At 64.4% G+C, this 25,670-nt stretch carries 28 protein-coding genes; 14 read left to right on the top strand and 14 right to left on the bottom strand.

The features are described from left to right. Nucleotides 1-16 precede the first annotated feature (16 nt). Nucleotides 17-865: a thioredoxin gene (gene trxA, locus BTHE68_RS10390; protein WP_162066256.1), complete on the bottom strand. Its 849-nt coding sequence runs from the start codon at nucleotides 863-865 to the stop codon at nucleotides 17-19. 79 nt (nucleotides 866-944) lie between these two features. Continuing rightward, entirely contained in the window at nucleotides 945-1,844 is a 900-nt protein-coding gene (locus tag BTHE68_RS10385) for a pirin family protein (RefSeq protein WP_162066255.1), read from the bottom strand. Between the two features lie 177 nt (nucleotides 1,845-2,021). On the opposite strand from BTHE68_RS10385, the gene BTHE68_RS10380 reads away from it, so the two are divergent. Continuing rightward, the gene (locus BTHE68_RS10380) at nucleotides 2,022-2,282 is read left to right on the top strand and encodes a hypothetical protein (protein WP_162066254.1); all 261 of its coding nucleotides are present in this window, start codon (nucleotides 2,022-2,024) and stop codon (nucleotides 2,280-2,282) included. A gap of 169 nt (nucleotides 2,283-2,451) precedes the next feature. Next, complete coding sequence (locus BTHE68_RS10375) at nucleotides 2,452-3,333, top strand: EamA family transporter (protein WP_162066253.1); 882 nt, start codon at nucleotides 2,452-2,454, stop codon at nucleotides 3,331-3,333. A gap of 22 nt (nucleotides 3,334-3,355) precedes the next feature. Here BTHE68_RS10375 and BTHE68_RS10370 read toward each other — a convergent pair whose 3' ends face one another. Together BTHE68_RS10370 and tsaE are read right to left on the bottom strand one after the other, a co-directional pair. Then, nucleotides 3,356-4,879, bottom strand: a complete 1,524-nt coding sequence (locus BTHE68_RS10370; protein WP_162066252.1) for an N-acetylmuramoyl-L-alanine amidase — start codon at nucleotides 4,877-4,879, stop codon at nucleotides 3,356-3,358. Further along, a complete protein-coding gene (gene tsaE, locus BTHE68_RS10365) occupies nucleotides 4,861-5,448 on the bottom strand; it encodes a tRNA (adenosine(37)-N6)-threonylcarbamoyltransferase complex ATPase subunit type 1 TsaE (protein ID WP_162066251.1) in 588 nt (195 codons plus the stop codon). The genes BTHE68_RS10370 and tsaE overlap by 19 nt, the downstream gene beginning before the upstream one ends. A gap of 18 nt (nucleotides 5,449-5,466) precedes the next feature. Here tsaE and queG point away from each other — a divergent pair, with 18 nt between their 5' ends. From queG to plsY, 5 genes are all read left to right on the top strand, one after another. After that, the gene (queG, locus tag BTHE68_RS10360) at nucleotides 5,467-6,699 is read left to right on the top strand and encodes a tRNA epoxyqueuosine(34) reductase QueG (protein WP_162066250.1); all 1,233 of its coding nucleotides are present in this window, start codon (nucleotides 5,467-5,469) and stop codon (nucleotides 6,697-6,699) included. Next, nucleotides 6,696-7,178, top strand: coding sequence for a methylated-DNA--[protein]-cysteine S-methyltransferase (locus BTHE68_RS10355; RefSeq protein ID WP_162066249.1), 483 nt, complete (start codon nucleotides 6,696-6,698; stop codon nucleotides 7,176-7,178). Before queG ends, BTHE68_RS10355 begins: the two co-directional genes overlap by 4 nt. Continuing rightward, entirely contained in the window at nucleotides 7,175-8,104 is a 930-nt protein-coding gene (gene xerD, locus BTHE68_RS10350; RefSeq protein WP_162066248.1) for a site-specific tyrosine recombinase XerD, read from the top strand. The genes BTHE68_RS10355 and xerD overlap by 4 nt, the downstream gene beginning before the upstream one ends. A gap of 76 nt (nucleotides 8,105-8,180) precedes the next feature. After that, complete coding sequence (ybaK, locus tag BTHE68_RS10345) at nucleotides 8,181-8,672, top strand: Cys-tRNA(Pro) deacylase (RefSeq protein ID WP_162066247.1); 492 nt, start codon at nucleotides 8,181-8,183, stop codon at nucleotides 8,670-8,672. A gap of 36 nt (nucleotides 8,673-8,708) precedes the next feature. Further along, nucleotides 8,709-9,344 carry a glycerol-3-phosphate 1-O-acyltransferase PlsY gene (gene plsY / locus BTHE68_RS10340; protein WP_162066246.1) on the top strand — a complete coding sequence of 212 codons (636 nt, stop codon included), beginning with the start codon at nucleotides 8,709-8,711 and terminating at the stop codon, nucleotides 9,342-9,344. A 60-nt stretch (nucleotides 9,345-9,404) separates the two neighbouring features. Here plsY and BTHE68_RS10335 read toward each other — a convergent pair whose 3' ends face one another. Next, entirely contained in the window at nucleotides 9,405-9,890 is a 486-nt protein-coding gene (locus BTHE68_RS10335) for a YajQ family cyclic di-GMP-binding protein (RefSeq protein WP_014192189.1), read from the bottom strand. A gap of 99 nt (nucleotides 9,891-9,989) precedes the next feature. On the opposite strand from BTHE68_RS10335, the gene murB reads away from it, so the two are divergent. Next, entirely contained in the window at nucleotides 9,990-11,006 is a 1,017-nt protein-coding gene (gene murB / locus BTHE68_RS10330; protein WP_162066245.1) for a UDP-N-acetylmuramate dehydrogenase, read from the top strand. Nucleotides 11,007-11,075: 69 nt separating this feature from the next. Here murB and BTHE68_RS10325 read toward each other — a convergent pair whose 3' ends face one another. Together BTHE68_RS10325 and argF are read right to left on the bottom strand one after the other, a co-directional pair. Further along, nucleotides 11,076-12,305, bottom strand: a complete 1,230-nt coding sequence (locus BTHE68_RS10325; protein WP_162066244.1) for an argininosuccinate synthase — start codon at nucleotides 12,303-12,305, stop codon at nucleotides 11,076-11,078. 151 nt (nucleotides 12,306-12,456) lie between these two features. Next, entirely contained in the window at nucleotides 12,457-13,386 is a 930-nt protein-coding gene (argF, locus tag BTHE68_RS10320) for an ornithine carbamoyltransferase (protein ID WP_162066243.1), read from the bottom strand. Nucleotides 13,387-13,914: 528 nt separating this feature from the next. Between argF and BTHE68_RS10315 the strand changes: the two genes are divergently transcribed. Continuing rightward, complete coding sequence (locus tag BTHE68_RS10315) at nucleotides 13,915-14,250, top strand: DUF3579 domain-containing protein (protein ID WP_162066242.1); 336 nt, start codon at nucleotides 13,915-13,917, stop codon at nucleotides 14,248-14,250. 157 nt (nucleotides 14,251-14,407) lie between these two features. Here BTHE68_RS10315 and rpsT read toward each other — a convergent pair whose 3' ends face one another. Beyond that, nucleotides 14,408-14,686 (bottom strand): 30S ribosomal protein S20, encoded by a 279-nt coding sequence (gene rpsT, locus BTHE68_RS10310; RefSeq protein WP_162066241.1) that lies wholly within the window; start codon nucleotides 14,684-14,686, stop codon nucleotides 14,408-14,410. A gap of 389 nt (nucleotides 14,687-15,075) precedes the next feature. Here rpsT and murJ point away from each other — a divergent pair, with 389 nt between their 5' ends. Beyond that, nucleotides 15,076-16,626, top strand: coding sequence for a murein biosynthesis integral membrane protein MurJ (murJ, locus tag BTHE68_RS10305; protein ID WP_162066240.1), 1,551 nt, complete (start codon nucleotides 15,076-15,078; stop codon nucleotides 16,624-16,626). Beyond that, nucleotides 16,626-17,471, top strand: a complete 846-nt coding sequence (locus BTHE68_RS10300; RefSeq protein ID WP_162066239.1) for a SirB1 family protein — start codon at nucleotides 16,626-16,628, stop codon at nucleotides 17,469-17,471. Before murJ ends, BTHE68_RS10300 begins: the two co-directional genes overlap by 1 nt. Before the next feature lie 26 nt (nucleotides 17,472-17,497). Here BTHE68_RS10300 and BTHE68_RS10295 read toward each other — a convergent pair whose 3' ends face one another. From BTHE68_RS10295 to lpxK, 5 genes are all read right to left on the bottom strand, one after another. Continuing rightward, nucleotides 17,498-18,256 (bottom strand): 3-hydroxyacyl-CoA dehydrogenase, encoded by a 759-nt coding sequence (locus BTHE68_RS10295; protein WP_162066238.1) that lies wholly within the window; start codon nucleotides 18,254-18,256, stop codon nucleotides 17,498-17,500. A gap of 198 nt (nucleotides 18,257-18,454) precedes the next feature. Further along, on the bottom strand, nucleotides 18,455-19,120 hold the full coding sequence (adk, locus tag BTHE68_RS10290; RefSeq protein WP_162066237.1) for an adenylate kinase: 666 nt from the start codon (nucleotides 19,118-19,120) through the stop codon (nucleotides 18,455-18,457). A gap of 285 nt (nucleotides 19,121-19,405) precedes the next feature. Next, nucleotides 19,406-20,197: a 3-deoxy-manno-octulosonate cytidylyltransferase gene (gene kdsB, locus BTHE68_RS10285; RefSeq protein ID WP_162066236.1), complete on the bottom strand. Its 792-nt coding sequence runs from the start codon at nucleotides 20,195-20,197 to the stop codon at nucleotides 19,406-19,408. 11 nt (nucleotides 20,198-20,208) lie between these two features. After that, on the bottom strand, nucleotides 20,209-20,415 hold the full coding sequence (locus tag BTHE68_RS10280; RefSeq protein ID WP_061135290.1) for a Trm112 family protein: 207 nt from the start codon (nucleotides 20,413-20,415) through the stop codon (nucleotides 20,209-20,211). Beyond that, complete coding sequence (lpxK, locus tag BTHE68_RS10275; protein WP_162066235.1) at nucleotides 20,396-21,412, bottom strand: tetraacyldisaccharide 4'-kinase; 1,017 nt, start codon at nucleotides 21,410-21,412, stop codon at nucleotides 20,396-20,398. Before lpxK ends, BTHE68_RS10280 begins: the two co-directional genes overlap by 20 nt. Before the next feature lie 429 nt (nucleotides 21,413-21,841). On the opposite strand from lpxK, the gene xseA reads away from it, so the two are divergent. The 3 genes from xseA to BTHE68_RS36595 all read left to right on the top strand — a co-directional run bounded on the left by xseA (nucleotide 21,842) and on the right by BTHE68_RS36595 (nucleotide 24,277). Next, the gene (gene xseA, locus BTHE68_RS10270; protein ID WP_162066234.1) at nucleotides 21,842-23,209 is read left to right on the top strand and encodes an exodeoxyribonuclease VII large subunit; all 1,368 of its coding nucleotides are present in this window, start codon (nucleotides 21,842-21,844) and stop codon (nucleotides 23,207-23,209) included. Between the two features lie 210 nt (nucleotides 23,210-23,419). Beyond that, nucleotides 23,420-24,001, top strand: a complete 582-nt coding sequence (gene sodB, locus BTHE68_RS10265; RefSeq protein ID WP_061176694.1) for a superoxide dismutase [Fe] — start codon at nucleotides 23,420-23,422, stop codon at nucleotides 23,999-24,001. Nucleotides 24,002-24,124: 123 nt separating this feature from the next. After that, on the top strand, nucleotides 24,125-24,277 hold the full coding sequence (locus BTHE68_RS36595; RefSeq protein ID WP_174258006.1) for a hypothetical protein: 153 nt from the start codon (nucleotides 24,125-24,127) through the stop codon (nucleotides 24,275-24,277). Between the two features lie 6 nt (nucleotides 24,278-24,283). Here BTHE68_RS36595 and BTHE68_RS10260 read toward each other — a convergent pair whose 3' ends face one another. Then, on the bottom strand, nucleotides 24,284-25,555 hold the full coding sequence (locus BTHE68_RS10260) for an EAL domain-containing protein (protein ID WP_162066233.1): 1,272 nt from the start codon (nucleotides 25,553-25,555) through the stop codon (nucleotides 24,284-24,286). Between the last annotated feature and the right edge of the window lie 115 nt (nucleotides 25,556-25,670).

The raw sequence follows: 25,670 nt of genomic DNA, 5'->3' as shown, positions 1-25,670 counted from the left end.
TGCTCAAACGCGTCGATCAGTTGATCGCCGCGCTCAGCTTGCGCCGCCACTGTGACACGAGATCCGGCTGATTCGCGGCAAGCTCGAACACGGAAAGCATCGTCTTGCGGCCGACGTCATCCATGAAGGCGCGGTCGCGCACGACGATCGCGAGCAGGTTTTCCAGCGCGCCCGCATAGTCCCGGCCCGCGATCAGGCGATTGGCGAGCGCGAAACGCGCGTCGAGATCGTCGGGATTCGCGTTCACCGCGTCGATCAGCGCGTCGGCGGGCGGCAGATCGGCGGCGGCATCGGCGGCATCGAGTTCGGTTTTCAGCGCGTTGTAGCGCGCGTCGATGCCCTGCGTCGTCTTGGGCGACAGCAGCTTGTCCTCTTCCTTCGCGTCGTCGATGCGGCGCTCCGCGATCAGCCACTCGATCAGGTCGAGGCGCGCGTCGTCGTAGCCGGGATCGAGCGCGAGCGCGGCCTTGATCGTGTCGATGGCTTTCTTGCGGTCGCCCGCAGCCCATGCGCTGTGCGCGGCGCTGCGCTCGGCTTCGGCGCCATCGGGCACGAGACGGTCGAGAAACGCGCGCAATTCGCCTTCGGGCAGCACGCCGATGAACTGGTCGATCGGACGGCCATCCGCGAACGCGATCACATGCGGAATGCTGCGCACCTGGAAGTGCGCCGCGAGTTCCTGATTCTCGTCGACGTTCACCTTCACTAGCTTCCACTTGCCGGCTGCCTCGGCTTCGAGCCTTTCGAGCATCGGTCCGAGCGTCTTGCACGGGCCACACCACGGGGCCCAGAAATCGACCAGAACCGGCGCGAGCATCGACGCGTTGATGACATCGTTCTCGAAGGTGGCGAGGGTCGTATCCATTGCGTTTTCTCCTAATGCTTGCGGTCGATCCCATCTATATGGGGACGATCCGCGCGACTCTCAAGCGCTCACGCACGCCTCACGCGTCGGGTGCGCGATTTTCGCGGCGCTGCGGCGGCAGCGGGATGAACTCGGTCTCGCCGGGCACGTGTCCCATGCGCTGCTCGCTCCATGCGGTTTTTGCGGCGTCGATCTTCTCCCGCGAGCTCGACACGAAGTTCCACTCGATGAAGCGCGGACCGTCGAGCGGCGCGCCGCCGAGCAGCATCGCGACGGCGCCATTCGCGCTGCGCAATGTCACGTCCGCGCCCGGCGTCAGCACGGCCATCTGCTGTTCGGGCAGCGCTTCGCCGTCGATGGACAGATCGCCGCTCACCAGATAGACGCCGCGCTCCTCGTGTTCGGTATCGAGCGTGATCTCGCTCGCGGCGGCGAACTGCGCGGCGACATAGAGCGTCGGCGAAAACGTGCGCGTGGGCGCCTGCGCACCGAACGCCGTGCCCGCGATCACGCGCAGGGTCACGCCGTCGCGTTCGATCTGCGGCAAGGCGGCAGCCGCGTGATGCTCGAACGCAGGCTCGATCTCCTCGCTCGCCACCGGCAGCGCGACCCACGTCTGGATGCCGTGCATCGACTGACCGGCGGCGCGCTCTTCGTCCGGCGTGCGCTCCGAATGGACGATGCCGCGGCCCGCGGTCATCCAGTTGACGTCGCCGGGCACGATCTTCTGCACCGAGCCGACGCTGTCGCGATGCATGATCGCGCCGTCGAACAGATACGTGACTGTCGCGAGCCCGATATGCGGATGCGGGCGCACGTCGAGTCCCTTGCCGGGCACGAGCGTTGCGGGACCGATATGGTCGAAAAAGATGAAGGGTCCGACGGTGCGCGCCGCGAGCGCGGGCAAGACTCGCCGCACCATGAGGCCGCCGACGTCGTGTTGGTGAGGCTTGAGGAGTGCGCGGATCGTCGATGGCATGGCGGATTTCGCAGGAAGGATCGGGCGCCGGAATGGCGCGCGTGGTTCCGTCGATTCTACCGGCCGATGCCGCGCTGCGCAGGCCTGCCACCGGGTTCCTCGTCTTTTACGTCGCCGCGTGCATGCGACTTCGCGCGGCTTCGCACAATCTTCGCAACCAGCATCGGGAGTCTGAACATGAGCAAGAACAAGCTGTTGATGGCCATCACCGCGGGCCTTTTCACCGCCACCGCCGCGACGGGCGCATTCGCGCAGACATCGTCGGGCAATTCGTCGGGGGCGATGAGCAACGATGCCGCCGCCACCACCGACAATTCGGCCGGCACGATGAAGCACAAGAAGCCGAGGAAGCATACCGCGCAACCTTCGTCGGGCAAGAAGACGCCGGACGTGGAAACCGGCAACAACGCGGCGGCCGAGTCGGGCCAGAGCAAGTAAGCGCGCTTTCCTGGCTTTCCTGGACCGAAGCGCCCGCGCCGCCTTGCGGTGACGCGGGCGCTTTTCGCGTGTTTCGTCATGCCGCGCAGGATTTGACAAGCGACGGCGCGCGGCCCTCCGCTACACTTTCCGATTCGCCATCAACGCGCACGAAAGAAGGGGAAGGGCGATGACGCCAAAGGACTTGCTGATTGCATCGATCGTCATTCTCGCGTGGGGCGTGAATTTCGTCGTCATCAAACTGGGACTGCATGGCGTGCCGCCGATGCTGCTCGGCGCGCTGCGCTTCGCGCTCGCCGCCGTGCCGGCGCTGTTCGTCAAGCGCCCGCAAATTCCGCTGCGCTGGCTGTTCGCTTACGGCCTCACCATTTCCCTCGGCCAATTCGCGCTGCTCTTCTACGGCATGTATGTGGGGATGCCCGCAGGACTGGCGTCGCTCGTGTTGCAGGCGCAGGCGTTCTTCACGCTCATCTTCGCGTCGATGTTTCTCGGCGAGCGTATCCGCGCGGCGAATCTTGCCGGACTCGTGATCGCGGCGGCCGGGCTCGCGCTGATCGGCATGCGCGGCGGCCAGGCGATGACCGTCACCGGCTTTCTCTTCACGCTCGCCGCTTCCGCGATGTGGGCGCTCGGCAATGTCGTGACCAAGCGCATGGGCAAGGTCGATCTGCTGTCGCTCGTCGTATGGGGCAGCCTGATTCCACCGCTGCCGTTCCTCGCGCTCTCGCTGATCTTCGAAGGCCCGGCGCGCATCGAAGCGAGTCTTGCGTCCATCCCGCTCGTTTCCGTATTCGCGATTCTTTATCTCTCGTTCGTCGCGACGATCGTCGGTTACAGCCTGTGGGGGAAATTGCTCGCGCGCTATCCGGCGGGAACCGTCGCGCCCTTTTCGCTGTTGGTCCCGGTGATCGGGCTCGCGTCGGCGGCGGTGTTTCTCGGCGAGGGACTGAGCGCCGCGCAGATCGCGGGCGCGGCGCTCGTGATGGCGGGACTCGCGGTGAACGTGTTCGGCGCGCGTTTCATGCAGCGCATCCTGCCGACGACGCGCTGAACAACACCGCTCACGCGCTTTTTTACGTCATGCGGCCCTTCGCGAGCGGCGGATTCGCCGCGAAGTAACGCTTGATGCCCTTCATGATCGCGTTGGCCATCTTGTCGCGATAGGCGTCGTCGTTCAGGCGCGCTTCCTCGTCCGGATTGCTGATGAACGCGGTCTCGACCAGAATCGACGGAATGTCCGGCGCCTTGAGCACGGCGAAGCCCGCCTGCTCGACCGAGCCCTTGTGCAGCTTGTTGATGCCGCCGATCTCGTTCAGCACGAAGCTGCCGTAGCGCATCGAATCGCGGATCTGCGCGGTCGTCGACATATCGAAGAGCGCGCGGTTCACGCTCGCGTCCTGCGATTTCACGTTGATGCCGCCGACCTGATCCGACGCGTTCTCCTTGTTCGCCATCCAGCGCGCGGCCGCGCTCGACGCGCCGTGCTCGGACAACGCGAACACCGACGAGCCGCGCGCATCGGGCGAAGTGAACGCATCCGCGTGAATCGATACGAAGAGGTCCGCCGACACGCGCTGCGCCTTCTGCACGCGCACGTTGAGCGGCACGAAGAAGTCGGCGTCGCGGGTCATCATCGCGCGCATGTTGGCCTGGGCGTCGATCTTCGCGCGCAGCTTCTTCGCGATGTCGAGCGCGATGTGCTTCTCGTACGTACCCTGGCCGCCGATCGCGCCGGGGTCCTCGCCGCCGTGACCCGGATCGATCGCGACGGTGAGCAGGCGCGTCGTGCCGGCGCCTTGCTTGGGCGTGGAGAAGGTGTATTGATCGGCGTCGTCGTCGTCCTTCTTCGCGATGACCGGCGGCGCGGACGGCACGCGCGGTTTCGCGGCGGGCTTCGGCGTCGTCGGAACGGATGGCGCGATCTCGACCGGCGCGTCGCTTTGCGCGTACTTCTGGAAAAAGTCGTCGGTGGAATCGGGCGTGGTCGGCTTCTGCGCGGTCGCAGGTCCCGAGAGCGTCGCGGGCGGCGGCGTCGACGGATTCGGATTGGCGCGGTCGAGCGCCTCCTGCTTGCGCTCGGTCTGCGCGAGCAGTTCCATCAGCGGATCGGGCGCGACCGCCGGGTACAGGTCGAACACGAGGCGGTACTTGTAGCTGCCGATCGGACCCAACGTGAAAACCTGCGGCTTCACCGAGCCCTTCAGGTCGAAGACCATGCGCACCACATGCGGCTGATACTGCCCGATGCGCACCGCCTGAATCTGCGGATCGTTCGGCGTGATCTTCGAGACGAGATCGCGCAGCGCCTGATCGAGATCGATGCCGGAAAGATCGACGACGAGCCGGTCCGGTCCCTGCAACAACTGGTTCGCGTTCTGCAGCGGCTGGTCCGATTCGATCGTCACGCGGGTGTAATCGCGCGCGGGCCACACGCGCACGCCAAGCACACTGCTCGCATGCGCGAGCTTCGGTGCGACGAGCGCGAGCACGAGCGTGGAGGCGCCCGCGCGCAGCACCTGGCGGCGGCGCCAGTTGTGCGGCGCGCTGGCGCCCGCTTCGATCGAATGAAATGGCTTGATCAACATCTTTCGAGACATGACTTTCCTGTTTCGCTAAACGCCCGCGCGCTCAGTACGCGGCCTTCTTCTTCGTTCGAATGTGCTTCCTGGGTGAACTGGTCCGGCAGGGACAACTGAAACACGAGATCAGGCACGCCGAGCAGGCCGCCCGCCTGTTGCGGCCACTCGACGAGGCACAGCGCGCCCGCATCGAAATATTCGCGAAAGCCGGCATCGGCCCATTCGGCCGGATCGGCGAAGCGATAGAGATCGAAGTGATAAACGTCGAGCGGCCCGCTTTCGATGACGAGCGAGTATGGCTCGACGAGCGTGTAAGTCGGACTCTTCACGCGGCCGACGTGGCCGAGCGCGCGCAGCGTGGCGCGCACGAGCGTGGTCTTGCCCGCGCCCAGATCTCCGATCAACTGGACCTGAAGACCGTGAAATCGTTCAGAAGAAGATTGCGATGCGTGGATGCGCGTGGCGTCGATGGCGCGCGCGAAGCGCTCTCCGAAAGCGAGCGTCGCCGCTTCGTCGCGCAACTCGAAGCGGCGTTCGAGAAGCGCGGAAGGAAGGTCTTGCGTCGTTCGTACGGGGCTTTCGGGCATTGCTCGTAAAATGTCGTGATGAACCGATTGCCGGAACATTCCGTTGAAATCACGACCGCGTCCAGCGACGCCGCCGCTGAGTCCGTCTCAGAGTCTCGCGTCATCGAATTCGATGAAAACGCGCTGGCGGAGCTCGCGCAACGCATCAAGGCGTGGGGGCGCGAGTTAGGGTTTGGTGCCGTCGGCATCAGTGATATCGACCTGACGGATGCCGAGAAAGGCCTGAATGACTGGCTGGAAGCAGGCTATCACGGCGAAATGGATTATATGGCCAAACATGGGATGAAACGCGCAAGACCGGCCGAGCTTGTGGCCGGGACGCGACGTGTCATCACCGCGCGCATGGCCTATCTGCCGGCGCGCACGCTCGCGAAACAGGGCGATGAAAGTGTCGCGACAGCCGATGGTCAGAAGAACGACTGGCGCGCGATCGAGTGGTCGCGGCTTGCGAAGCCATCGCAGGCGATGGTCTCCATCTATGCGCGCGGCCGCGATTATCACAAGGTCATGCGCAATCGTCTGCAGCAACTGGCGGAACGCATCGAAAGCGAGATCGGGCCGTTCGGGCATCGCGCGTTCACGGATTCCGCGCCGGTGCTGGAAGTCGCGCTCGCGCAGAAGGCGGGCAACGGCTGGCGCGGCAAGCACACGCTGCTGCTCGATCGCGATGCCGGATCGCTGTTCTTTCTCGGCGAAATCTTCGTCGATGTCCCGCTGCCTGTCGATCCGGATCCCGAGCAGGACGGCGCGCATTGCGGGCAGTGCACGCGCTGTATCGGCGCATGTCCGACCGGTGCGATCGTCGCGCCGTATCGCGTCGATGCCCGGCGCTGCATCTCGTATCTGACGATCGAACTGCACGGCAGCATTCCCGAAGAGCTGCGTCCGCTGATCGGCAATCGCGTGTATGGCTGCGACGATTGCCAGCTCGTCTGTCCGTGGAACAAGTTCGCGCAGGCCGCGCCCGTCGCGGATTTCGACGTGCGGCATGGGCTCGATCGCGCGACGCTGGTCGAACTGTTCGCATGGAGCGCCGACGATTTCGACACCCGCATGCAGGGCAGCGCGATCCGGCGCATCGGGCATGAGCGATGGCTGCGCAATATTGCGGTCGGGATGGGCAATGCGTTGCGTTCCTCCGCGCTCGATGCAGGCGAACGCGAGGCTATCGTCGACGCGTTGCGCGCGCGTGAAGATGACTCGTCCGAACTCGTCCGCGAACACGTTCGATGGGCGCTGGAGCAATCATGAAGACCATATCGTTCGATGCCGTGATCGACGCGCCGTTCGGCAAAGTCGGCATTCGCGCCGATGCGCAAGCGGTGCGCGAGATCGTTTATCTACCCGATGATGTCGACAGCATCGAGCCGCACACGCCGCTCGCCCGTGTCGCCGCCGCGCAGATCCGCCGTTACTTCGACACGCCGTCGATGCGCTTCGACCTGCCGCTCGCGATCCGCGGCACCGCGTTTCAGCAGCGCGTGTGGCGGGGCATTTCAGGCATCGCAGCGGGGCACGTCTGGACCTACGGGCAGCTTGCGCGCGAGATCGGCAGCGTGCCGCGCGCGGTCGGGCAGGCGTGCGGCTCCAATCCGCTGCCGATCGTGATACCGTGCCACCGGGTAGTGGCATCGGGCGGGATCGGCGGCTTCGCGCATCATCCCGGCGACGGTTTTTATCGCAATGTGAAGCGCTGGCTGCTGGCGCATGAAGGTGTATCGATCGCATGACGAGCGCAACGACTGAAGCAATACAAACGCCGGAACTCACCGCGAGCCACGACTCGATCGATCTCTTCTGCGATGCGCTCTGGCTCGAACACGGGCTCGCGAAAAACTCGCTCGAAGCGTACCGGCGCGATCTCAAGCTCTTTGCGGAATGGCTCGGCAAGACGCGCGGCGCGTCGATCGATTTCGCCGTCGAGGCCGACATGAACGGCTACATGGCCGCGCGCCGCGGCGACAAGGCGACCTCGGCGAACCGGCGCCTGTCCGTGTTTCGACGTTACTACGCGTGGGCCTTGCGCGAACACCGCACCATCGCCGATCCGACGCTGAAGCTGCGTTCGGCGCGGCAGCCGCCGCGTTTTCCGTCGACGCTCAACGAAACGCAGGTCGAAGCGCTGCTCGGCGCGCCCGACATCGAGACGCCGCTCGGCTTGCGCGACCGCACGATGCTCGAACTGATGTACGCGAGCGGCCTGCGCGTCACCGAGCTGGTCACGCTCAAGACGGTCGAAGTGGGCCTCAACGACGGCGTCGTGCGCGTGATGGGCAAAGGCTCGAAAGAGCGCCTGATTCCGTTCGGCGAGACGGCGCACGCGTGGCTCGAACGCTATCTGCGCGAAGCGCGCCCGGCGCTGCTCGGCGCACGTTCCGCCGATGCGCTTTTCGTCACCACGCGCGGCGAAGGCATGACGCGCCAGCAATTCTGGAACATCATCAAGCGCCATGCGCTGAAGGGCGGCGTGCATGCGCCGCTCTCGCCGCACACGCTGCGTCACGCGTTCGCGACGCATCTGCTCAATCACGGCGCGGACCTGCGCGTCGTGCAATTGCTGCTCGGGCACTCGGACATCTCGACGACGCAGATCTATACGCACGTCGCGCGCGAGCGTCTGCACAAGCTGCATCGCGAGCATCATCCGCGCGGGTGAAAACGTGACGTAGCGCTTCATTCGCGAACGATCGTGCCACGGCCTCTCACGCGCGCGCACTCGTTACAATGCGTCCATGTCGAAAGCCAAACACGTATCCGAAACGCCCGCGACGCAGTTCCTGCGCCGTCACAAGGTGGCGTTCGGCGAACATCCTTACGATTATGTCGAGCACGGCGGCACGGAAGAATCCGCGCGTCAGCTCGGCGTGGACGAGCATCGCGTCGTCAAGACGCTCGTGATGGAGGACGAGCACGCGAAGCCGCTGATCGTCCTCATGCACGGCGATCGCACCGTGTCCACCAAGAACCTCGCACGGCAGACGGGCGCGAAACGCATCGAGCCGTGCAAGCCCGAAGTGGCGAACCGGCACTCGGGCTTCCTCGTGGGCGGAACCTCGCCGTTCGGCACGAAGAAGGCGATGCCGGTGTACGTCGAATCGAGCATTCTCGATCTCGACCTGATTTATCTGAACGGCGGGCGGCGCGGCTATCTCGTCAGCCTGAAACCGTCCGTTCTGACGCAACTGCTCGACGCAAAGCCCGTGCAGTGCGCGAGCGTCGATTAGAATGCGTTCCGCTCCCGCTACCACCGCAAAAACATCATGATCTTTCTGATCGTCGCCGTCGTGTCCTATCTGATCGGCTCGATTTCATTCGCCGTCGTCGTGAGTCACGCGATGGGCCTCGCCGATCCTCGCTCGTACGGCTCGGGCAATCCCGGCGCGACCAACGTGCTGCGCACAGGCAACAAAAAGGCCGCGATCCTCACGCTGATTGGTGATGCGTTCAAGGGCTGGCTGCCCGTGTGGGTCGTCGTTCATTTCGGCGCGAGTTTCGGATGGAGTCCGGCGGACATCAACACGGCCACCGCGCTCGCTGCGATTGCCGTGTTCCTCGGGCATTTGTATCCGGTCTTCTTCAGGTTCCAGGGCGGCAAGGGCGTCGCGACGGCGGCGGGCGTGCTGCTCGCGATCCATCCGGCGCTCGGAATCGCGACGCTGCTCACGTGGGTCATCATCGCGTTCTTCTTCCGCTATTCGTCGCTGGCGGCGCTCGTCGCGGCTGTGTTCGCGCCGTTCTTTCAGGTTTTTCTGTTCGGGCCGAGCCGCATCTCGCTCGCCGTGCTGGCGATGAGCCTGCTGCTCATCTGGCGGCATCGCGCCAATATCTCGAAGTTGCTGGCCGGGCAGGAAAGCCGCATCGGCGAGAAGAAAAAGGCGGCGCAGGCGGCCGAATAAACCAGAAAGCCGTTCCGAGACAAACCGGAACGGCTTTTTTGCTTTTGAAGCGGCAGCGAATCAGTCGCGGAAGTTGTTGAAGTCGAGCGGCGTATCCGTGACTTCCTTCTTCAGCAGCGCAATCGCGCTTTGCAGGTCGTCGCGCTTGGTGCCTTGCACGCGCACCGCGTCGCCCTGAATGCTCGCCTGCACCTTGATCTTGCTGTCCTTCACGATCTTGACGATCTTCTTCGCCAGATCGCCCGACACGCCTTTCTTCACCGTGACGACCTGCTTCAGCTTGTCGCCGCCGATTTTCTCCTGCTTGCCGTAGTCGAGAAAACGCACATCGACGCTGCGCTTGGCCAGCTTGTTCAGCAGAACGTCCTTCACCTGGCCGAGCTTGAAATCGTCGTCGGCGTAGAGCGTGAGTTCGCGCTCCTTCTGCTCGACACGTGAATCCGAACCCTTGAAGTCGAAGCGCGTGGAAATTTCCTTGTTCGACTGCTCGATCGCGTTCTTCACTTCGATCATGTTTGCTTCGCTGACGACGTCAAACGATGGCATCTTGTCATTCTCCTTCATTGAGGCGAGCGCGCGTCGGGCGCGGCTCGCGCAATCGCTATAATCACGGACCTGTCGTCATTCTACCGACGCGCCTCGCTCATGTCGCTCCAGCTTCTCTCTGATTACGCCCTGCTCACGCACAACACGTTCGGTTTCGACGTGCGCGCGCGTCACGCCCTGCGCATCGATTCCGTCGATGCTGCCGTCGCGCTCGCCACCGATGCGCGCATCGCGAAGATGCGGCAACTCGTGCTCGGCGGCGGCAGCAATATCGTGCTGACGCGCGATTTCGACGGCGTCGCGCTGATCGTCGCCATTGGCGGGAAACGCGTGATCGGCGAGACCGGCGATGCATGGCTCGTCGAAGCCGGCGCGGGCGAGAACTGGCACGAATTCGTCGCCTGGACACTCGCACAGGGCATGCCGGGTCTCGAAAACCTCGCGCTGATTCCGGGCACGGTCGGCGCGGCGCCAATTCAGAACATCGGCGCATACGGGCTCGAAATGGGCGAGCGCTTCGAGCGGCTCAGCGCGGTCGAACTCGCGACCGGCGAACGCGTGGACTTCGATCGCGCCGCCTGCGCGTTCGGTTATCGCGACAGCTTTTTCAAGCGGGCAGGGCGCGGGCGCTTCATGATCACGTCGGTGGTGTTCCGGCTGCCGAAGGCGTGGACGCCGCGCGCCGAATACGCCGATGTCGCGCGCGCGCTCGAAGGCGCCGCGAAACCGGATGCGCAGGCCATTTTCGATGCGGTCGTCGCGGTGCGGCGCGCCAAGCTGCCCGACTGGACCGTGCTCGGCAATGCCGGCAGTTTCTTCAAGAATCCGGTGGTGAACGCGGCGGCGTTCGAGACGTTGAAAGCGCGCGAACCCGGCGTCGTCTCGTATCCACAGGCAGATGGGCAAGCGAAGCTCGCGGCGGGCTGGCTGATCGACCGATGCGGCTGGAAAGGGCGCAGCATCGGCGGCGCGGCGGTGCATGACCGGCAAGCGCTCGTGCTCGTGAATCGCGGCGGCGCGACGGGCGCGCAAGTGCTCGAACTGGCCGAAGCCATCAGGCGCGATGTGCTGGCGCGCTTCGGCGTCGAGCTGGAGATGGAACCGGTCTGCCTCTGATTCCCGACGCGCAGAAAAAAACCCGCCGAACCAAAGTCCGGCGGGTTTTTTCGTTTCTGACGCGGGAGATTACGCTCCGCGCTTGCGGCGCGCGTTCTCGGCGATACGCATGCGCAGCGCGTTCAGCTTGATGAAGCCGCCGGCGTCGGCCTGATCGTAGGCGCCGCCGTCGTCGTCGAACGTCGCGATGGTCTTGTCGAACAGCGTTTCCTTCGAATCGCGCGCGACGACCGAAACGCTGCCCTTGTAGAGCTTCACGCGCGTCCAGCCGTTGACCTTCTCCTGCGTGTGGTCGATCAGCACCTGCAGCGCGCGGCGCTCCGGGCTCCACCAGTAGCCGTTGTAGATCAGCGATGCGTAACGCGGCATCAGATCGTCCTTCAGGTGCGCCACTTCGCGGTCGAGCGTGATCGACTCGATGCCGCGATGCGCCTTCAGCATGATCGTGCCGCCCGGCGTTTCATAGCAGCCGCGCGACTTCATGCCGACGTAGCGGTTCTCGACCAGATCCAGACGGCCGATGCCGTGCTTGCCGCCGAGACGGTTCAGCTCGGTCAGCATGTCGGCGGGCGACAGGCGCTTGCCGTTCAGCGCGACCGGGTCGCCCTTCTCGAATTCGATATCGATATATTCCGGCTGATCCGGCGCCTCTTCCGGCGACACGGTCCAGCGCCACATGTCGGCTTCGGCTTCGGCCTTCGGGTCTTCCAGATGGCGGCCTTCGAACGAGATGTGCAGCAGGTTCGCGTCCATCGAGTAGGGCGCGCCGCCTTGCTTGTGCTTCATTTCGATCGGAATGCCGGCCTTTTCCGCGTACGCGAGCAGCTTCTCGCGCGAGAGAAGGTCCCATTCGCGCCACGGCGCGATCACCTTGATGCCCGGTTCGAGCGAGTAATAGCCGAGTTCGAAACGGACCTGATCGTTGCCCTTGCCGGTCGCGCCGTGCGAGACGGCCTGCGCGCCGGTCGCGCGCGCGATCTCGATCTGGCGTTTCGCGATCAGCGGACGCGCGATCGACGTGCCGAGCAGATACTCGCCTTCGTAGATGGTGTTCGCGCGGAACATCGGGAACACGAAATCGCGGACGAACTCTTCACGCAGATCTTCGATGAAGATGTTGTCCTGCTTGATGCCGAGCTGCAGCGCCTTCTTGCGCGCAGGCTCCAGTTCTTCGCCCTGGCCGATGTCGGCCGTGAAGGTCACGACTTCGGCGTCGTAGTTGTCCTGCAACCATTTCAGGATGACGGAGGTGTCGAGACCGCCCGAATAGGCGAGCACGACTTTCTTGATATCGCTCATGGTGAACTCGTGTGCTGAAAAGCCGGTGCGGCGGTTGTGCGCCGCTTCGCGTCCGCCGGGCGCGCGACGGGCATGAAGAGCGCGGAAAAAACGCTATTTTGACATTAAAAAGCCGCGCTTCCGTAAATTTGGGACGCGCGGCCGGGATGACTCAGTGATTCAGTTTGCCGAGCAGGAGATACTCCATCAGCGCCTTCTGGACATGCAGACGGTTTTCCGCCTCGTCCCAGACGACACTTTGCGGACCGTCGATCACGTCCGCGCTCACTTCCTCGCCGCGATGCGCGGGCAGGCAGTGCATGAAAAGCGCATCGGGATTCGCGCGCGCCATCATCTCGGCGTCGACGCAATAGTCCGCGAACGCCTTCATGCGCGCTTCGTTTTCGGCTTCGTAACCCATGCTGGTCCAGACGTCCGTGGTGACGAGATCGGCGCCCGTGCAGGCGTCGTTCGGATCGTCGAACTCTTCGTAGAATGGTTTGCTGTCCTCGGAAACCAGCGCGGGATCGAGCTTGTAGCCGAGCGGCGTCGAGAGGCGCAACTTGAAGCCGAGGATCTGCGCGGCCTCGATCCACGTGTAGAACATATTGTTCGCGTCGCCGACCCACGCGACCGTCTTGCCGTGAATCGGCCCGCGATGCTCGTAGAACGTGAAGATGTCCGCGAGCACCTGACACGGGTGATATTCGTTCGTCAGGCCGTTGATCACCGGCACGCGCGAGCTTTCCGCGAAGCGCTTGATGATGTCCTGACCGAACGTACGGATCATGATGATGTCGACCATGCGCGAGATGACCTGCGCCGAATCTTCGATCGGCTCGCCGCGTCCGAGCTGCGTGTCGCGCGTGTTCATGAACACCGCGTGGCCGCCGAGCTGGAAGATGCCCGCTTCGAACGAGAGGCGCGTGCGCGTCGAACTCTTCTCGAAGATCATCGCGAGCGTGCGGTCGTGCAGCGGATGATAGGTCTCGTAGTTCTTGAACTTGCGCTTCAGGATGCGCGCGCGTTCGAGCACGTACTCGTAGTCGTCGAGCGAAAAATCCTTGAACTGAAGATAGTGGCGAATTTTCTTGGCGGTCATGAAAACGCAAGCGGCGGCTTCGAACCGGCCTTCGCCGCGCTAATGCGCGCCGGGTCAGGGCCGGACGGCGCCGCCGTCGTGGGTGGTATCGCATTTGAGCATAAAGGATTTTGCGATGTTTGACGAGGCTGGCAGAAAGGGCTCTGTGGGCCGCGCCAGCACGGCCGACAGCTTCGGCAAATCCCCGATGGACGCGCACGATGTCCGTGTGCGCTGCGCAAGAGGGGGCCGCTAATGTATAATTGCGGTCGCTCGTTTCAACAGTTCTGCAACACTCAGCACCGTTTCACGCGCTCTGCGGCGAAGGGTTCGCAAGAATCCGGTCGGCGTGATTTCGCGCGTTCCGATTCCGCGGTGGCTTGCCCAGTGCTGTCGAGTCCGCCATTCCTGTCGCGGGCGCGGCCGGTTCCCAGAGAATCGCGTCCCGCGAAGACCGCCCGGCGCTTTTCGCGCGCCGGCCCTTGCGGTTCCCTGTGTCAGGCATGTGCGTCCCGGTGCGCGTCACCGGCCGTCAAAAGGTATTGCTACATGGCTGAATCATCCTCTACCGAATACTTCATACAAGGCATCACCAAGAGCGGAAGGAAGTTTCGGCCGAGCGACTGGTCCGAACGCCTGTGCGGCGTGATGTCGAGTTTCGGGCCCAAGGCGAAAGGGCCGAACGCCCGCCTGCAATATTCCATCTACGTGCGTCCGACCATGATCGGCGACATCAAGGTCGTGATCGTCGATTCGCGCCTGCGCGACATCGAGCCGATGGCCTTCGATTTCGTGCTCAACTTCGCGAAGGACAACGATCTCCTCGTGACCGAGGCGTGCGAGCTGCCGCCGCATCACGGCACGCAGACCCAGCAGCAGGGTTGAGGCGGTAACACCAGGCCCAGACGCAAAAAAGCCCGCCGAAGCGGGCTTTTTCGTTACTGCGCAGCGGAAACAGGAAGCTGCTTCGACGAACGCACCGATTGTGAAACCTCGCGAAACTCGCGAAAACCGGAGAGCGCCCGCCGGAAGCGGGCCGGAATTAGTGGGCAGCGGGGGCTTGCAGGCCCTTGATGGCTGCAGCCAAGCGGCTCTTGTGACGAGCGGCCTTGTTCTTGTGGATGATCTTCTTGTCCGCGATGATGTCCATCGTCTTGATCGACGACTTGAACACTTCGGCGGCCTTGGTCTGATCGCCGGCTTCGATAGCCTTGCGAACTGCCTTGATGGCCGTGCGGAACTTCGAGCGCAGCGCCGAGTTGTGCGAGTTGGCCTTGGCGGCCTGACGGGCGCGCTTGCGAGCTTGTGCGGTATTTGCCATGACGGTTCCTTTTTCCTGTTTCAGCTGATTCTGCTGTCACTTGTCCGGAGCGGGCTTCACTTGGCTGTCCAGCCGGGGGCCGGAAGCGGTGATCGGTGCGCGCTGCCTTTGATCTGAAATCCCGGGAACGATTGCCCGAGAACCTCTGTAACATCGCCGGCCAGAGCCGGAAAAGACGTGAAGCTGCTCAATCCAAACAATTTTGGAGCTTCGAAACCCGCGATTATAGCAACGGAATATGAGACGTGACAAGCGCGACGTGGATCGGGCCGGTCCGCCGCCCTCACGCAAGCCCGATCGATGCGATCGGTCAATCTTGCGCTATTGCCCGCCAGCAATAAGCCGAGTCTGGTAGGCGGGTTGCGGGCGCCCCGTATAATAAGCGCCCCATGAATCTATTCCGAGCCCTCCTGACGGTCAGCGGATTCACGCTGCTGTCCCGCGTGACCGGCCTGATCCGCGAAACGCTGATCGCCCGAGCCTTTGGCGCCAGTATCTATACCGACGCGTTCTACGTCGCGTTCCGGATTCCCAACCTGCTGCGGCGGCTGTCCGCGGAAGGCGCGTTTGCGCAGGCGTTCGTGCCGATCCTCGCCGAGTTCAAGAACAGCAAGGGTCACGATCCGACCAAGGCGCTCGTCGACGCAATGTCGACCGTGCTGACCTGGTGCCTGGTCGTGCTCTCGATCGCCGGCATGCTGGGCGCGAGCTGGGTGGTGTACGCGGTGGCGTCGGGTCTTTCGCACGAAGGCGCTGCGTACGGCTTTGCCGTCGAGATGACGCGCATCATGTTCCCGTACATCATCTTCATCTCGATGACGACGCTCGCCTCCGGTGTGCTCAACACGTACAAGCAGTTTTCGCTGCCCGCGTTCGCGCCGGTGCTGCTGAACGTGGCGTTCATCTTCGCGGCGGTGTTCGTCGCGCCCCACTTGAAGGTGCCGGTCTACGCGCTCGCCTATGCGGTGATCGCGGGCGGCATCCTGCAACTGCTCGTGCAGTTGCCGGGGCTGAAGAAGATCGACATGGTGCCGAAGATCGGCCTGAACTTCCGGCGCGCGCTCGCGCATCCGGGCGTGAAGCGCGTGCTGCTGAAGATGGTGCCCGCGACCTTTGCGGTTTCTGTCGGGCAACTGAGCCTCATCATCAACACGAATATCGCGTCGAATATCGGGGCGGGCGCGGTGTCGTGGATCAACTACGCCGACCGGCTGATGGAGTTCCCCACCGCGCTGCTGGGCGCGGCACTTGGCACGATCCTCTTGCCGAGCCTCTCGAAAGCGCACGTCGACGCCGACAACGACGAATACTCCGCGCTGCTCGACTGGGGCCTGCGCATCACGTTCCTGCTGGCCGCGCCTAGTGCGATCGCGCTCTTCTTCTTCGCCCAGCCGCTCACCGCGACGCTCTTTCACTACGGCAAGTTCGACAACCATTCCGTCGTGATGGTCGGCCGCGCGCTGTCGGCCTACGGCATCGGGCTGATCGGGCTCATCCTCATCAAGATTCTCGCGCCGGGCTTCTACGCGAAACAGGACATCAAGACGCCGGTGAAGATCGCCGTGTTCGTGCTCGTCATGACGCAGGTGAGCAACTACGTCTTCGTGCCGATCTTCTCGCACGCCGGTCTGACGCTGTCGATCGGCCTCGGCGCGCTCGCCAACGCGGGGCTGCTGTTCCTGGGCCTGCGCCGTCGCGGAATCTATCGGCCGTCGCCGGGCTGGCTGCGCTTTTTCGCGCAACTGGTGGGCGCGTGCCTGATTCTTGCGGGCACGATGCACTGGGTTGCGATCAACTTCGACTGGATCGCCATGCGCGCGACGCCGTTGCTGCGCGTGGCGCTGCTCGGTGCGAGCCTCGTCGTGTTTGCCGCGCTATATTTCGGTATTCTGTCCGCGATGGGCTTCAAATACGCCTATTTCAAGAGACGCACGCTTTGATGACGACGACGCGTATCCTCGATTACTTCACTTCACTGATGGCGGACGACGAGAGCCTTCCGCTCACGGAAGCGGCCTTGTCGCTCGCGCAGGACGCCTATCCCGATGTCGACATGCAGGCGGCGCTCGCCGAGATCGACGAGCTCGTCGTGCGCGCCCGCCGCCGCATGCCCGACGACGCGGACGTGAAGCAGAAAGTCGATGCGCTCAATCGTTACTTCTTCCGCGAGCTGGGCTTCTCCAGCAATCTCAACGATTACTACGATCCGGACAACAGCCATCTGAACGTCGTGCTGCGGCGTCGGCGCGGCATTCCGATCTCGCTTGCCGTGATCTATCTGGAAATGGCCGAACAGCTCGGCGTGCCGGCGCGCGGCGTGTCGTTTCCGGGGCATTTCCTGTTGCGCGTCGCGACGCCCGGCCAGGATCTGATGCTCGATCCGACCACCGGCCAGACGCTCTCCGAAGCGCAGATGGTCGAGATGCTGGAGCCGTATGTGCAGCGCGTCGGCGAATCGATCGGCAGCGCGTTGCGGGTGCTGTTGCAGCCCGCGACGCGGCGCGAGATCGTCGCGCGCATGTTGCGCAACCTGAAGGGCATCTACTTGCAGACGGAGCGCTGGCAGCGTCTGCTCGCGGTTCAGCAGCGGCTCGTGATCGCGCTGCCGAACAGCATCGAGGAAGTGCGCGATCGCGGCTTCGCGTATGCGCGGCTCGATTATCTGCGTCCGGCGCTGGAGGATTTGCAGCGTTACATCGAGCTCCGTCCGGACGCCGAGGACGCGACGGTCGTCGAAACCGAGCTGCACGAGTTGCGGCAGCGCACGCAGCACGACGGCGACTGAACGAGCCGCCGTCGTCGCAATAAGCGTTATTTCGGCTGCATGCGGATCGCGCCGTCGAGACGGATCACTTCGCCGTTGAGCATCGGGTTATCGAAGATCTGCTTGACGAGCATCGCGTATTCATTGGGCTTGCCGAGGCGCGGCGGGAACGGCACCATCGCGCCGAGCGCGTCCTGCACTTCCTTCGGCATGCCGAGCAGCATCGGCGTTTCGAACAGGCCCGGTGCGATCGTCATCACGCGGATGCCGCTCTTGCTCAGATCACGCGCGACCGGCAGCGTCATGCCCGCGACGCCGCTCTTCGACGCCGCATAGGCCGCCTGGCCCATCTGCCCATCGTAGGCTGCGACCGACGCCGTGTTCACGATCACGCCGCGCTCGCCCGCATCGTTCGCTTCGTTCTTCGACATCACGCTGGCCGCGAGCCGGATCATGTTGAAGGTGCCGATGAGATTCACCGAAATCACCTTCGAAAACAGATCGAGCGCATGCGGCCCGTCGCGTCCGACCGTCTTCGCCGCCGGCGCGATGCCCGCGCAGTTCACTAGCCCGCGCAGCGTGCCGAGCGTCAAGGCGGCATCGACAGCGCGCTGGCCGTCGCTTTCCTGACTCACATCGCATTTGACGAACGCACCGGACAGTTCCTTCGCGAGCGCTTCGCCCGCTGTGTCGTTCATGTCGGCGATCACGACCTTGCCGCCTTGCGCCGCGATGAGCCGCGCAGTCGCCTCGCCGAGGCCCGATGCGCCGCCGGTGATCAGAACAACATTGCCTTGCATCTCCATGCTTCTTCTCCTTTATGTGATTCGTGCGCGTGAGGGCAGGGTAAAGCCGCTCGCGCCGATGTCCTTCCTCGTGGGAAACGCGTCGATTGTAGCGAAGCCGGTGACGGCAAAATCGCACATCGGTCATGCGGATTCACAGGCGTAAAAAAACCCGCTCAGCGAGAGCGGGTTTCATCGAACGCCGGGCGAAAGCGCGCTTTACTTCAGCGCGTCGAACACACGCGTGCGGATTTCATCGACGCTGCCGGTGCCCGCGATCTTGCGATACGCCGGCGCCTTCAAACCGTTCGGTGCGTCGCCGCTCTGCGCCCAGTCGTTGTAGTACGCGATCAGCGGCTTGGTCTGCGCGACATACACTTCGAGACGCTTCTTCACGGTCTCTTCCTTGTCGTCGTCGCGCTGGATCAGCGGCTCGCCGGTGACGTCGTCGGTCATGTCGACCTTCGGCGGATTGAACTTGACGTGATACGTGCGACCCGATGCCGCATGCACGCGACGGCCGCTCATGCGCGTGATGATCTCGTCGAAGGGAACGTCGATCTCCAGCACGTAGTCGATCGCGACGCCCGCGTCCTTCATGGCCTCGGCTTGCGGCAGCGTGCGCGGGAAGCCGTCGAACAGATAGCCGTTCTTGCAGTCGTCCGCCTGCAGACGTTCCTTCACGAGATTGATGATGAGCGAATCCGGCACCAGCTCGCCCGCGTCCATGTAGCGCTTCGCCTCGACGCCGAGCGGCGAGCCTGCCTTGACGGCTGCGCGCAGCATGTCGCCGGTCGAAATCTGCGGAATGCCGAATCTCTCCTTGATGAAGTTTGCCTGGGTGCCCTTGCCCGCACCGGGTGCGCCCAACAGGATCAAACGCATGGTGATCTCTCCGAATCGTCTATAAACCGCTGCAGCCGCGAGGCTGATTTGACATCCGGTAGCCTGGCTCGTGCGGCGTCGACGACAGGGCGCGCAGCCGAAAGGAGACGGCGGGCACCTGCGGACAGCGGCGCGACGTTGAGCGGCGCTGACCGGAAGGCTCGCGCAATCGCTTGATTATGCCACGGCTCTTTACGATCGCGACCGTAATAACGCGCATAGAAACCGCCACAAACCCCGCCGATTGGGGCTCTGGCGGGGTTTACACCGGTTGCGCCGCGGCTTTCAGTCCGCTTTGGGGAAGAGCGCCTGCACGCGCTCGAGATCGGCGAGAGTGTCGACGCCGGGCGGCGGCGCATCGTGCGTCACGCGCACCGCGATGCGCTCGCCGTGCCACAGCGCGCGCAGTTGCTCCAGCGCTTCGGCGGCCTCGATCGGCGCTTGCGCGAGCGTCGGGAAGTCGCGCAGGAACTTCGCGCGATAGGCATAGAGCCCGATGTGACGCAGCAGGTTCTCCGGCACGGCGGGCAATTGCCCGAGCGCGGCAACGTCCGGCCAGTGCGGCTGCCAGAGATCGCGCGACCAGGGAATCGGCGCGCGCGAGAAGTAGAGCGCGACGCTTTTCGCATCGAGCACGACCTTCACCACGTTCGGATTGAAGACGTCGGCCGGATCGTGGATCGGATGCGCGGCCGTGGCGATCGAGCACTCGGGATGCGTCGCGAGGTGATCGGCGACATCGCGCACGAGTTGCGGATCGATGAGCGGCTCGTCGCCCTGCACGTTGACGACGATCGCGTCGTCGGCCCAGTTCAGACGCGTGGCCACTTCGGCGAGGCGGTCGGTGCCGGTGGGGTGATCGGAACGCGTCAGCATCACTTCGATGCCGTGATCGCGCGCCGCTTCGACCACGCGGTCGGAATCGGTCGCGACGAGCACCTGGCTCGCGCCGGACTCGCGCGCGCGCTCGGCGACGCGCACGACCATCGGCTTGCCGCCGATATCGGCGAGCGGCTTGTTCGGCAGGCGCGTGGAAGCGAGGCGCGCCGGAATGACCGCGATGAACGGTACGGACATGTCAGCCGCGCTCAGGCATCGCCGGCCGGTTTGATCGGCTCGACGGGCGTGCCCTCGACGGTCTGGCGCGCTTCGTCGACGAGCATCACGGGAATGCCGTCGCGGATCGGGTAGGCGAGCTTGTCCGCGCTGCAGACGAGTTCCTGCGCCGCGCGATCGTAACTGAGCGGGCCTTTGCAGATCGGGCAAACGAGGATTTCAAGCAGACGTGCGTCCACGGAGTTTCTCCACAACAAGAGCGATGAGGCGCGGTCTCAGCACGGCTTGCACCGGAACGACCCAGATGCGTGCATCGCGCCAGGCTCCGAATTTTACTGCATCCTTTTCGGTGATCAGGATCGCATCGGCTTCGACGCCCGCGAACGGATTCTCGCGATACGAATAGTGATCGGGAAATGCGCGCGTCGCGGGCGCGATGCCCGCCGCGCGCAGCGTCGCGAAGAAGCGCTCGGGCGATCCGATGCCCGCCGCCGCGATCACTTTTTCGCCGACGAACTGATCGAGCGGGCGACGCTGGTGCGGGTCGTCGAGCAGCCACGCATCGCCGGATTCGAGTTCGAGCGCGAAGGTATCCGGCCACGGCGGCAGCGTGCGGTCGTACGGACTGTTGATGAGCGTCGCGTCCCGGCGGCGCGACATCGGTTCGCGCAACGGTCCGGCCGGCAACAGGAAGCCGTTGCCGCCGAGGCGGGCATCGAACACGACGAGCTCGCACGTGCGCGCGAGGCGATAGTGCTGCAGGCCGTCGTCGGAGACGAGGACATCGACGTTCGGATGCGCGTCGAGCAGCGCTTTCGCCGCCGCGACGCGATCCGGGCAGACGAACACAGGCGCGTGCGTGCGGCGCGCGATCAGGAGCGGTTCGTCGCCGACCTGCGCGGCGGCCGAAGTCGGCGTGACGCTTGTGGGCTTCGTGACTTTCGCGCCGTAGCCGCGCGAGACGACGCCCGGCTGAAAACCGGCGCCGCGCAGCGCTTCGACGAGCGCGATGACGGTCGGCGTCTTGCCCGTTCCGCCGACGGTCACGTTGCCCACGACGACCACCGGCACGCCGACATCGATGCGCTTGAACCAGCCCAGCTCGTAGAAGGCGCGGCGGGTCGCGGCGATCGCGCCGAAGAGGCACGCGAAGGGCGTCAGCGCCCACGCGACGGGACCGCGGCGACGCCATTCGCGGGCAAGGAAGTTCTCGATCGGCGGCTTGAAATCAGACATGGGCGGCCTTCGGATACGGCGTGACGCGCAACGGCAGCTCCTTGAGTATCGGTCGACGTTGGACGGACTGTCCGGCGATGCTGGAACCCGGCACTCTAGCGCGCGCGGGCCGTGCGCGCCAGTCGCCGGCGCGTGCGATGACGCTTGTCCACACGATCGGCGCGCCTGTGGATAACTCTGTGAAGAACTTGCGGCCCGCGAACCGTCGAAGCGCGTCAGGAAAGAGTTGCTCCGGAGCTTACAGTGTTCATAAAAATAAAACGCTGCAAATTCAATCGCATAGAACGAACTCACGGGCCTCTGGCGATGCCGCGCCGCACACGGCGGTAAGTCTTTCTGTGTGGACACTTGTTACACTTGCGTACCTCGTCCAGCGACGTTCGTCCACCGGCTCAGCGGCCGCCGCGCCAAGTTTTTTCCTGTCCTGCCATGACTCCCGATTCCCTGCCGTCGCAAAGCGGCGACGCCGTCATCCCCGTTTCCGTGCTCAATCGCGCGATCAGCTCGATGCTCGAGCAGTCGTTTCCGCTCGTCTGGGTGTCGGGCGAGGTGTCGAACTTCACGCGCGCGGCGAGCGGCCATTGGTACTTTTCGATCAAGGACGCGAACGCGCAGATGCGCTGCGTGATGTTCCGGGGCCGCGCGCAATACGCCGAGTTCACGCCGCGCGAAGGCGACCGGATCGAGGTGCGCGCGCTCGTCACGATGTACGAGCCGCGCGGCGAATTGCAATTGAACGTCGAAGCGGTGCGGCGCACGGGGCAGGGCCGGCTTTACGAAGCGTTCCTGCGGCTGAAGGCGCAGCTCGAAAGCGAAGGGCTGTTCGCCGCCGAAAGAAAGCGCGCGTTGCCGACGCATCCGCGCGGCATCGGCATCGTGACGTCGCTGCAGGCGGCCGCGCTGCGCGACGTGCTGACGACGCTCGCGCGCCGCGCGCCGCACGTGCCGGTCGTCGTGTATCCGGCGCCGGTGCAGGGCGCGGGCGTCGGCGCGAAGCTCGCGGCGATGGTCGAAGCCGCCAACGCGCGGCGCGAAGTCGATGTGCTGATTGTGTGCCGCGGCGGCGGGTCGATCGAAGACCTGTGGGCCTTCAACGAGGAAGTGCTCGCCCGCGCGATTGCCGGGAGCGCGTTGCCGGTGGTGAGTGGCGTCGGACACGAAACGGATTTCACCATCGCGGATTTCGCCGCCGACGTGCGCGCGCCGACGCCGACCGCCGCCGCCGAACTCGTCAGTCCGCAGCGCGTGCTGCTGTTGCGCGAGCTCGATCATCGTCATGCGGCGCTCGCGCGTGGCTTCGGCCGGATGATGGAGCGGCGCGCGCAACAACTCGACTGGCTCGCGCGCAGGCTCGTGAGTCCCGCCGAGCGGCTCGCCCGGCAGCGCGCGCATCTGCGGCAAGTGGCGGGCCGACTCGCCGCGGCGGGCGCGCGTCCGGTGCGCGATGCGCGCGCGCATTTCGCGCTGGTGCACTATCGCTGGCAGCGCAAGCGCCCGGACGTGGCTGTCGAGCGTGAGCATGTGCTGCGGCTCGCGCAGCGCCTCGGCGGCGCGCACGAGCGTCGCGCGGAACGGGAGAAAGCGTGCGTGTCGGAACTGGCGGCGCGCTTGCAGGTGCTGAGCCCGCAGCGCACACTGGAACGCGGCTATGCCGCGCTGATCGACGCCCAAACGGGCCGCGCCGTGCGCGCGCCGCATGCGTTGAAGCCGAAGCGCGCGCTCACCGTTCATCTCGCGGAAGGTTCCGCCGATGTCCTGCTCGCCGATGTCCAGGCGCGTCTGTCAGACGAATTCTGAGCCCGGCGCGACGCGTCGAATCGGCGTACATTTGACGTGCCTGTAGTTGCTCGTCAAAGCACTTTTTACGCCGTGCGAAGCATATGGAAAGCAATTTTTCTCATAAAGGGCACACGGTTTGCTGGGTTATCCCAACTCGCCTACAATCCATTGCTCCACTGCCTCACGCCTCACCATCCCCCACAAACCACATAGAAAGGAAGCTGAATCATGGAACATACGCTCCCGCCGCTGCCGTTCGACAAGAACGCGCTCGCTCCGCACATGTCGGAAGAAACGCTCGAGTATCACTATGGCAAGCACCACCAGACCTATGTGACGAACCTGAACAAACTGATTCCCGGCACCGAATTCGAGAACCTGTCGCTCGAAGAAATCGTGAAGAAGTCCTCGGGTGGCGTGTTCAACAACTCGGCGCAAGTCTGGAATCACACGTTCTTCTGGAACAGCCTGTCGCCGAAGGGCGGCGGTGCGCCCACCGGCGCGCTGGCTGACGCGATCAACGCCAAGTACGGTTCCTACGACAAGTTCAAGGAAGAATTCGCCAAGGTCGCGACCGGCACGTTCGGTTCGGGCTGGACGTGGCTCGTGAAGAAGACCGACGGCACGGTCGATATCGTGTCGACGAGCAACGCCGCCACGCCGCTCACGACGGATTCGAAGGCGCTGCTGACCATCGATGTGTGGGAGCATGCGTATTACATCGACTATCGCAATGCGCGTCCGAAGTTCATCGAGGCTTACTGGAACATCGTGAACTGGGATTTCGCGGCGAAGAATTTCGGCGCGTAAGTTCCGGCGCTTCGCACGATTGTAAAAAGCCCTCTGCGGAGGGCTTTTTTGCGTCCTGGCCGATGCTGCGCCACTTCGATACCCGATCTAGAATGGCGCTTTGAATCGCGCCGCATTACCGTCATGAAACGCTTCCTGGCCCTCTGCCTCGCGGCCTGGTCAGCCGCCGCGCTGCTCTACTTCGGTCGTCACTCGGCCGCGCTGATCGCGCTGTCCGGCGTGATCGCGCTGGCGGGATTCGATCTGTTGCGACCGGATTCCAACCCCGGCGCGTAACAGAAGCTACCGCCGCTTCGCGCCTTCCCAGTTGATATCGACGCACAGCACCTGCAGGCCAAAAGGCGTCTGCGCGGCGATCGACGCCGTCACGCAAAGGTGCGCCTCGTTGATCGAGAGATACGGCGCCGTCAGATGCACGCGCCCCGGCGCGCGCAGCGCTTCGATGAAATACGGCCGGCGCTCCCAGCTCGCGCCCTCCGAATGCAGCAGCGGACTGAAACGCTTCGCGCGCTGCGACGTTCGCACCACCGGCACGACGTTGTCGCCGATCTGCCGCCCGGCCTGATCGAGCAGGAAGCAGCGCGCGGTGTCGGCGAGTTGCAGCAGCTCGCTCGTCGCGACGACGAGCGCCTCGCCTTCCATCAGCTTGACCGATGCCCGTTCGAGCCCCGTCACGTACGGTTCGAGACGCGTGGCCTGCGCCCGCTCGCGCGCCGCGACGCGTTCTCGCGACGCCGCCGACAACGCGTCCATCACGCCCGTCGCGACCTCGCTGTGCACCGCATCGACGCTCGGCTGCGCGAAGTACGCGCCCTGCACGAAATCGACGTTGCATTCCAGCGCGATCAGCGCGTCGCGTTCGGTCGCGAGGCCGCCCATCAGGACGAGCTGGCCGGACTCGTGCAGCAACGACACGAGACGCGGCAGCACGCGCTCGATATGCGAATGCTCGGTCGCCTGTTGCAGGATGCAGCGATCGAGCGTGACGATATCGGGCCGCAGATGCCACACGCGATCGATGTTCGAATGCTTCACGCCGAAGCCGTCCAGCGCGATCAGGAAGCCCGACTTGCGCATCGAATCGATGATCTCGGCGAAGCGCGTCGTCTCGCCGCCCGCCTGCTCGGGCACTTCGAGCACGACACGCTGCGGCGGCAGGCCGATGTCCTTCAGCGAAGCGAGCAGCGCGTCGCCGTAGCTCGTATCCATCAGCGCGGCGGGATGCAGGCTCAGAAAGAGCCATTCATCGTGGCTGTCGAACGCATTGAAGTTGCCCAGATGCAGCGATTCGGCGAGCCGGCCGAGTTCGAGCAGATCGCCGCGCCGCGCCGCTTGCGTGAACACTTCGTGCGACGGCACGTGGCGATGCGTGTCGTCGCGGGCGCGCAAGGACGCGTGATAGCCGATCGCGCGCCGGTGCGACACGGAAAACACCGGCTGGAACACGCTGAAAACGGTGAATTCGCCGTACAGCACGGTGCGACGCGAACCGTCGTCGCCCGCGATGGGGCGCGGCGGCTGAAAGCGGGGAGGGTCGAGATCAACCATGCTCATGGTGTCGAGGCGCAGGGCAAGTGACTTTATCGAGATAGTTTACCGGATCGGCTTCCGACCGTTCGAGCAAAAAGCGTGCAAATTCAATATACAAGCGGCTCGGCGGCGGAATGAA

Source organism: Burkholderia sp. THE68 (assembly GCF_009938265.1).
Taxonomy (GTDB): domain Bacteria; phylum Pseudomonadota; class Gammaproteobacteria; order Burkholderiales; family Burkholderiaceae; genus Caballeronia.
The sequence above is the reverse complement of the archived record's forward strand: the minus strand, read 5'-3'. Positions and strand labels throughout refer to the sequence as shown.